Source organism: Kitasatospora sp. DSM 101779 (assembly GCF_025655475.1).
Taxonomy (GTDB): domain Bacteria; phylum Actinomycetota; class Actinomycetes; order Streptomycetales; family Streptomycetaceae; genus Kitasatospora.
Genome location: NZ_JAHTIK010000001.1, coordinates 4,130,808 through 4,138,817, shown reverse-complemented (window position 1 = coordinate 4,138,817; position 8,010 = coordinate 4,130,808). Strand labels below are relative to the sequence as shown.

The following is an 8,010-nucleotide window of genomic DNA, read 5'->3' as shown; positions in this document are numbered from 1 at the left end:
GCGCGGCAGCAGTCCGTCCAGCGGCGCCGCGCCGCCCGGACCGACCGGGGCGAAGGCGGGGGAGACCCGGTGGAAGGTGCCGGTCGCGGCCGGTGCCGCGGCGTACGCCAGCAGCCGCTCCCCGAGGGCGATCCGCGGCCCGCCGGCCCGCAGCGGCCGGGCGTCCGCGGCCAGCGCCAGCAGACTGCGCCCGGTCGGCTCGACCAGCGGGTAGGCCCACCAGATGACGTCGCGCAGCCGCTCCTCGCGGTCGACCACGGCCATCGCGCCGGACCAGGGGATGTCGAGCTGGGTCAGGTCGTCCAGGGTGTCCAGGGCGTCGCAGCGCCTCGGTGCCGCGCCCGGACGCGGCGAGCCGGTCTCCGGGCGGGGCTCGACGGCGGGCAGCAGGCCGGAGGCGGTGCGGCCGCAGGCGACCTCGGCCCGGTGCCCGAAGAGCTCCTCCGCGGCGCGGTTCCAGAGCGCGATCCGGCCGTCCGGGTCGACCATCACCGCGGCGACGCGCAGCAGGGCGACCACCCCGGAGGGAGGGTCACCCAGCGCGTCTCGCGGTGTCGGTGCGGAGTTCGGCTCGTCCACCATCGGTTCGGTCTGCTCCCGCCTGGCCGCCCTGCCCGGGAGCGGCCGCTGAGTCGGCGCGGCGCACCGGTCCCTTGTCTCCGGCCGCTCCTGTGTGTCCCATCTTTTCTACGCCGGCCTCCGGGCGGCACTCGTGCACGGGCGCGGCACAGCACGGAGGCACCCTCCAGCGAAGCACGTGCGGGGCCGGGTCCGACAGCGAATCGCGGAGATTCCTCGGTATCAGTTGCGTGTCACTGGGTGAGCGCCCGTGTGCGCTGCGGGTTCAACCGGAAGGGGTACTCGGAGACGGGCCCCGCGGACCGGTCCGGCCCCCCGGTAGGGTGGCAGGCTCGGAGACCGGGTGCATGCGGAGGCGGACTGGTGAGCGCGGAGAGCCCCGTCCAGTGGAGCGAGCAGGATCGGCTGCTGCTCGAGGAGCGGGTGGCCGCCGCCGAGCTGGCCTGGCTGACCCTCGACGTCGACGTCGCCACCCTCCGGGTGGAGATCGACAACTTCGCACTGGTCCACCACCAGCTGCTCGGCCCGCTCTACGCCCGTCTCGACGAGCTGGACGCCCTGATCGCCGAGGCCGTCGCCGTCCGCACCGGGGACCCGGAGGCGCTGCGCCGTGCGGCCGAGGCCCGCAGCCGGGTCGCCGAGCCGGACGACCCGGCCGCCGCCGACCTCGCACCCGAGCCGCCGGCCGCCGCCAAGGTCCGCCCGGACCGGGACGCCCAGCGGATCTACCGCGACCTCGCCCGCCGCGCCCACCCGGACCTCACCACCGACCCGGCCGAGCAGGAGCGCCGCTCCGCCTTCATCGCCCGGGTCAACGAGGCGTACGCGCAGGGCGACACCGCCGGCCTGGAGGAGCTGGCCGGCGAGTGGTCGACCGCACCGGAGACCGCGCCCCACCCGGACTCCCCCGACCGGCCCGACTGGCTGCTGCGCCGCCTGGAGTGGCTGACCGCGCGGATCGGCCAGCTCGCCACCGAGCAGGTCAGGCTGGAGCGCACCCCGATGGGCGAGCTGCTGCTGCTCGCCCCGCAGGAGCCGGAGCGGCTGCTGGAGGAGCTCGCCGAACAGCTCCTCGCCCGCGCCTCCGAGCGGCGCGCCGACCTGGAGCGGCTGCTCGGCGACGACGTCGTGCCGGGATCTGCGCCGGCCGGTCGGCACAATGGAGGGGAGGACCCCTCGCAGCCCCGCCCCCGCACCCACGCCCAGGAGAACCCGACGATGTTCGCGCAAGCGCTGCCCACCACCGACGCCGCGTCCGTGCCGGCCGACGCCGCACTGCTCGACGTCCGTGAGCAGGACGAGTGGGACGCCGGCCACGTGGACGGCGCGCTGCACGTCCCGATCGGCCAGGTCGTCGCCCGGATCGACGAGCTGCCCGACGGCAGGCTGTACGTGCTCTGCCGGGTCGGCGGCCGCTCCGCCCAGGTCGTCCAGTACCTGGTCGCGCAGGGCCGGGACGCGGTCAACGTGGACGGCGGCATGTTCGCCTGGGAGGCCGCCGGCCGCCCGATGGTCGGCACCGACGGCCGGGACCCGTTCGTCCTCTGACCGAACCCCGACTTCCCGCCCGGCACAGGGGCCCGCTCCGGTGGGCCCCTCGCCGTTGTGGCGCCCTCCCGTCCGCCGTGACGCCCCGGTCCGCCCTCCGGCCCTGTCCCCCGGCGCGCCGGTACGGCAGGATGACCGGGCGAACCGTGCCGCAGCAGCCGTAGGGGAGGACACCGCGTGCGCACCTGGTCCATCCCCGCCCTCACCGTGCTCTGCCTCTCCGGGGCGGGCATGATCGGCGGGACGGCGATATTGCTCGGCGCGCTGTTCCTGCACAACGCCCCGTCCAACGCGCTCTCCCAGGAGTACCGGCAGCAGCTGGACGGACTCGTCTACCCCGAGTTCGAGCAGAACTGGAAGCTGTTCGCGCCCAACCCGCTGCAGCAGAACATCACCGTCGACGCCCGGGTGCAGACCATCGCCGACGACGGCGAGGTGCACACCCGCGACTGGGTCGGCCTGTCCGTCCAGGACGCCGCCGCGATACGCCACAACCCGGCGCCGAGCCACGTCGACCAGAACATGCTGCGCCGCGCCTGGGACTTCTACGAATCCAGCCATCCCGCGGAGGACGGCGCCGTGCCCGGCCAGCGCGGCAAGCTCGCCGAGGAGTACCTCAAGCGGATAGCCCTGCAGCGGTTCGGCCGCACCGCCGGCGGCGAGCGCATCCTGCAGATCCAGTTCCGCTCGGCGGCGAAGGCCGTCCCGCCGCCCGCCTGGAGCACCGAGGAACCCGGCGAGTCCACCCCGTACAAGGAACTGCCGTGGTGGCCGGTGAACGAGGACGACTACCGGGGGCTGCTGTGAGCGGAACCGCCACCGAACCCGCCGCGGACGCCGCCCCGGTGCGGCCCGAGCCGGCACCCACCCGCTTCGAGCGGCTCTTCGACGCCTTCACCGGGACGGTCTTCGGCCGCCACCAGGCGGCGGTGGTCCGGATCGGCTTCGGCCTCGCCTGGCTCGGCTTCCTGCTCCGCGAATGGCCGAACCGGCGGGTGCTCTACGGCGACCGCTCGCCGTGGTCCGCCGACCTCTCCGACACACTGCTCTCCGCGACCCACGCCTTCACCGTGCTGTCCTGGTCGGACGGCCGGCTGTGGTTCGAGACCGTCTACCACCTGGGGATCCTCGCCGCCCTGCTGATGGTGCTGGGCTGGCGCACCCGGGCGAGCGCCGTGCTCTTCGCCGTCACCGTGCTCTCCCTGCAGAACCGCAATGTGCTGGTCGGCGACGGCGGCGACAACGTGGTGCACCTGATGGCGATGTACCTGGTGCTCGTCCGCTCCGGCCTGGTGTGGTCGCTGGACGCCCGGCGCCGGGCCCGCCGCGCCGACCCGGCCGCTCCGGCCGCCCCCGTGGGGGAGCTGCGGGCCGTCCGGGACGCGCTCGTCACCATGCTGCACAACTGCGGCATGGTGATCATCGCCGCGCAGGTGGTGCTGATCTACTCCACGGCCGGCTGGTACAAGGTGCAGGGCTCCCGCTGGCAGGACGGCACCGCCCTGCACTACCCGCTCCGCCTCGACTACTTCACGCCCTGGCCGGAGCTGTCGGCGCTGCTCGGCTCCAGCCTGCTGGTCACCTTCGTGCTCAGCTACGGCACGGTGATCCTTCAGGTGGCCTTCCCGTTCACGCTGGCCAACCGGCGCCTCAAGAACGCGCTGCTGGCCCTGATGATCGCCGAGCACTGCGCGATCGCGGTCGTCCTCGGGCTGCCGTTCTTCTCGCTGGCGATGATCGCCGCCGACCTGGTCTTCCTGCCCACCGCCTTCCTGGTGCGGGTGGGCACCCTGTGCCGGCCCGCCGCCGGACGGCTCCGGGCCGCCGTACGCCTCCCGGCAACGCGACCGCCCTCGCCCTAGACTGCCCGACATGCCCTGGTCTGTCGCACTTCGGGAGACTGCGAAGGCCGGACTCGTCCCGGCCCGTGAACTCTCCGACCCGCGGCGGGCCGTGCGCGGGGCACTCGCCGTCGGCCTGGTGCTCTTCCCGGTGCTGGCGGTGGCCGGCACCGGCTCGGCCACCTCGGCCGCGATGGGCGGATTCATCGCCGGCACCGCGACCTTCCAGCGGACGTTCCGCCCGCGCGCCTCGATCGCCGTCGGCGCAGGTCTCGGCCTCGGCATCAGCACCTTCCTCGGCTACGCCGCCGTCGGCGTGCCCGGCGCCTTCCCGGTGCTGCTCGCCGTCTGGGCGTTCGGCGCCGGCATGATCTGGGCGATCGGACCGACCGGCGGGACGGTCGCCGCCACCACGATCTCCGTGATGCTGGTCGTCGTCCAACTGCCCGTCAGCCTGATCAGCGCCGTCGGCCACGGCCTGCTCTGCGCCCTCGGCGGGGCCGTCCAGGCACTGGTCACACTGCTCTGGCCGGTCGACCGCTGGCGCGGCCACCGCGAAGCCCTGGCCGACGCCTACGCCGAACTCGGCGACTACGCCCGCCGGCTGCGCCACGACCCGGTCGCCGCCGTCGACCCCGAGCCGTTCATGACCGCCCGTCGGGCCGGTGCCCTGACGGGCTGGCAGGCCCGGCACCGGCCGCCCGAGATGCGCGGTCTGCGGGCCGTCGCCGAGCACATCAGGCCCGCCCTCGCCGCCCTCGCCGACCCGGCGGTCGGCGCCCCTGCCGAGGGACCCGGACGCGACCTGGCCCGCGAGATCCTCACCGCCGCGGCCGAACTCCTGGACGCCATCGCCGCCGCCGTCCGGGCCGGCGAGGCCGTCCGGCCGCCCACCACCACCCCTGCGCTCACCCTCGCCGAGGCCGCCCAGAGCCCCGAACTGACCGGCCCCGCCCGCCGCGCCGCCAAGCGCCTCGCCTCCCAGCTCTCCCGGGCGACGGGCGCCCTCGACCGGCAGGACCGCACCGTCGTGCCGACGACCGGACCGCAGCTGCGCCGCCCGTCGCTGGCGAAGATCGTGCCGGTCGCCCTGCGGACCGTCCGGCGGCAGCTGCAGCCTCGCTCCGCGGTCTTCCAGCACGCCGTACGGATGTCCGCCGTGGTGACCCTCTCCTACCTGGCCGCCCGCCCGCTGGGGCTGCACCACGGCTACTGGGCGCCGCTGACCGCGGCCATGGTGATGCGGCCCGACTTCGCCCAGACCTTCAGCCGCGGCGTGGCCCGGCTGGCCGGGACGGTGGTCGGGGTGGCCGTCAGCACCGCCGTCGTGCAGCTGCTGGACCCTGGCGCCTGGCTCTCCGCCGCCCTCGCCGTGGTCTGCATCGCCGGCGCCTACCTGACCATCCGCACCGGCTACGCGTTCACCACCGCCTGCGTCTCCTCCTACGTGGTCTTCCTGCTCGGACTGCAGGCCGGCGACCCGCTGGAGACCGCACTGGAGCGCGTCCTGCTCACCCTGCTCGGCGGTGCCATCGCGCTCGGCGCGTACGCGCTCTTCCCCACCTGGCAGACCGCGCGCCTCGCGGAGCGGCTCGCCGAGTGGCTGGCCGCGGCCGGCCGCTACGGCGCGGCCGTGCTCGAGGCGTACGGGGATCCGGCGGGCCGCGACGACCGCGGGGTGCGGGACGCCCTGCTCGACTCCCGGGAGGCCCGCGCCGAGCTGATGGAGGCGCTCGAACGGGCCGACGCCGAGCCGGTCAGGCACGCCGACCGGCTGCCCGAGATCAGCCGCAAGCAGCTCGACAAGGCCCGCACCGCGGTCGGACTCCTCGCCCGCAGCGCCGTCCTGATGGAGGCCCACCTGCCGCACCGGGACAGCCCGCCGGTCGCCGGCGCCGGCGACTTCGCCGAGGAGCTCAAGTACGCCACGGCGATCGCCGCGGCCGGCGTGCTGATCGGCGAGCCGGTGGACTTCGCCGGGCTGCGGGAGGCCTACGCCCGCTGGGACGGGTATCCGATCGGGGACGCCGTGCCCGGGCACGAGGACCGCGCGGTGGTGGCCCGGGCCGGGGCCAAGCTGATGCTGCAGGCGCTCGACGACCTGGAGCGGGCCGTCCGGCCGCGCCGCGTACCCTCGGGGGCGTGAGCGACACCGGAGTGCCCCACGAGGGCGAGCAGTACGACGACGCCTTCGTGCCCGAGGACCGCGAGATCGGCGTCGGCCCGCACCCCGGGCCGTGGCCCGAGGGCGACCACTGGGACCGCGACCTGCTGGTCGCCGGCGACCGCCGCAACGTGGTGGACCGCTACCGGTACTGGACCCGCGAGGCGATCGTCGCCGACCTCGACACCCGGCGGCACGGCTTCCACGTGGCCGTGGAGAACTGGCAGCACGACTTCAACATCGGTTCGGTGGTGCGCACCGCCAACGCCTTCCTGGCCGAGCAGGTGCACATCGTCGGCCGGCGCCGCTGGAACCGGCGCGGCGCCATGGTCACCGACCGCTACCAGCACGTCCGCCACCACGAGTCGGTCGCCTCGCTGGCCGCCTTCGCCGCAGCCGAGGGGCTGCCGCTGATCGGCATCGACAACCTGCCCGGCGCCGTCCCGCTGGAGACCTACGAACTGCCCGAGCGCTGCGTGCTGCTGTTCGGGCAGGAGGGCCCCGGGCTGACCCCGGAGGCCTGGGAGCACTCCGCCGCGGTCTGCTCGATCGCCCAGTTCGGCTCCACCCGGTCGATCAACGCAGGGGCGGCCGCCGCCATCGCCATGCACGCCTGGGTGCGGGTGCACGGCGCCGGCGTCGGCCGCCCCTGAGCCCGGTTCAGCCGAACAGCAGGCGCCAGGTGTGCGGACCGGGGTAGCCGTCCGCCTCGATGCCCGTCCAGCCCTGCGCCAGCTCGAACGCCTCGACGTTGCGCCGGTCGCTCTCCGTCCACTCCGGGCCGGGGCCGACGAGGTAGTACCCGCCGAAGCCCTTGCGGACCAGCTGCTCGCCGAGCAGCTGCACGGCGGCGTTCACCCGGCCCGGACCGAAGGCGTCCGTCCCGGGGAAGGCCGGCGCGGGCGCCCCCGGGACCCGCGGCACCGGGGGAACGGTCGGGACCGTGGGCACGGGCGGCACGGTGGGCACGGGCGGCGGCACCGGTTGCGGGGCCCCGGCAGGGATGTCGCGGCCGCGGCCGGCGACCAGCAGCGCCCAGGTGTCCTTGCCCGGGACGCCGTCCGCCTCGGTGCCCGTCCAGCCCTGCGCCTGCTGGAACGCCCGGGTCGCGCTGCGGTCCGACTCGCTCCAGGTCGCGTCCGCGCCCTCGGCGTAGAACCGCCCGCCGCCGCGCTGCACCAGCAGCTCGCCGAGCCGCTTCACGTACGGGTTGGTCTGGCCGGGGCCGAACCACATCAGCCCGGGGAAGGCCTCTCCGTCCGTCGCGGCGGCGACGCCCCGGTAGCGGTACGGCAGGTAGGAGCCGGAGTGGCTCCAGTAGGCGTACGGGGTGCTGCGCTTGATCGTGTTCGGGCTGGTCTGCTCGTACGCGGTGTAGCGGGTGTGGGTGGAGTCCGTCCAGCCGCCGAAGAGCACGGCGTGCGAGCCGCCCTGCGGGTTGGCCGAGTCGTTGTAGATCAGCGCGTCGCCGGGCTGCAGGTCCTCCTTGGCGATCCGGTCGGCGAAGTTCGGCAGCGTCCAGGTGGTCTGACTGCTGCCCAGGCCCCAGGCCATCGAGATGAAGCCGGAGCAGTCCTGGCGGTAGCCGTCCGACCAGTACCGGCTCATCGAGTACGGCACCTTTTTGTCCACCCACACCTGGGCGCGGGCGATGATCTCCTCGCGGGTGGTGGCGCGCAGCAGGGCGCGGGGCTGCTCGCCGTCGTCGCCGAAGGGTCCGGCGACCTCGCCCTGGGGGGAGGTCGGGGTGGGGGCGGGGGTGTCCGCGGCGGCGGCCCGCGGGGCGGCGGCTATGGCGCTGGTGGCACCGCCGAGAACGGTACCGACCGCCGCGACCAGGACGGCGGCTCGGCGGGCGCCCCGGACGGCGGGCCCGGC

The 8,010-nt window shown here is 75.1% G+C and carries 7 protein-coding genes; 5 read left to right on the top strand and 2 right to left on the bottom strand.

Features of this window, described 5'->3' with window-relative positions:
• Nucleotides 1–582, bottom strand: a 582-nt coding sequence (locus KSNIM_RS18780) for a PAS domain-containing protein (RefSeq protein ID WP_263104374.1), incomplete at its 3' end; no start/stop codon positions are given.
• Between the two features lie 360 nt (nt 583–942).
• Between KSNIM_RS18780 and KSNIM_RS18775 the strand changes: the two genes are divergently transcribed.
• From KSNIM_RS18775 to KSNIM_RS18755, 5 genes are all read left to right on the top strand, one after another.
• Nucleotides 943–2,127, top strand: a complete 1,185-nt coding sequence (locus KSNIM_RS18775) for a rhodanese-like domain-containing protein (protein WP_263104373.1) — start codon at nt 943–945, stop codon at nt 2,125–2,127.
• A gap of 177 nt (nt 2,128–2,304) precedes the next feature.
• Nucleotides 2,305–2,934 carry a DUF5819 family protein gene (locus KSNIM_RS18770; protein ID WP_263104372.1) on the top strand — a complete coding sequence of 210 codons (630 nt, stop codon included), beginning with the start codon at nt 2,305–2,307 and terminating at the stop codon, nt 2,932–2,934.
• Nucleotides 2,931–3,989, top strand: a complete 1,059-nt coding sequence (locus KSNIM_RS18765) for an HTTM domain-containing protein (protein ID WP_263104371.1) — start codon at nt 2,931–2,933, stop codon at nt 3,987–3,989. The genes KSNIM_RS18770 and KSNIM_RS18765 overlap by 4 nt, the downstream gene beginning before the upstream one ends.
• 10 nt (nt 3,990–3,999) lie before the next feature.
• Complete coding sequence (locus KSNIM_RS18760) at nt 4,000–6,114, top strand: FUSC family protein (protein WP_263104370.1); 2,115 nt, start codon at nt 4,000–4,002, stop codon at nt 6,112–6,114.
• The gene (locus KSNIM_RS18755) at nt 6,111–6,785 is read left to right on the top strand and encodes a TrmH family RNA methyltransferase (RefSeq protein ID WP_411543738.1); all 675 of its coding nucleotides are present in this window, start codon (nt 6,111–6,113) and stop codon (nt 6,783–6,785) included. Before KSNIM_RS18760 ends, KSNIM_RS18755 begins: the two co-directional genes overlap by 4 nt.
• A 7-nt stretch (nt 6,786–6,792) precedes the next feature.
• On the opposite strand, the gene KSNIM_RS18750 is transcribed toward KSNIM_RS18755, so the two are convergent.
• On the bottom strand, nt 6,793–8,010 hold a 1,218-nt coding region (locus KSNIM_RS18750), incomplete at its 5' end, for a peptidoglycan-binding protein (protein ID WP_263104369.1).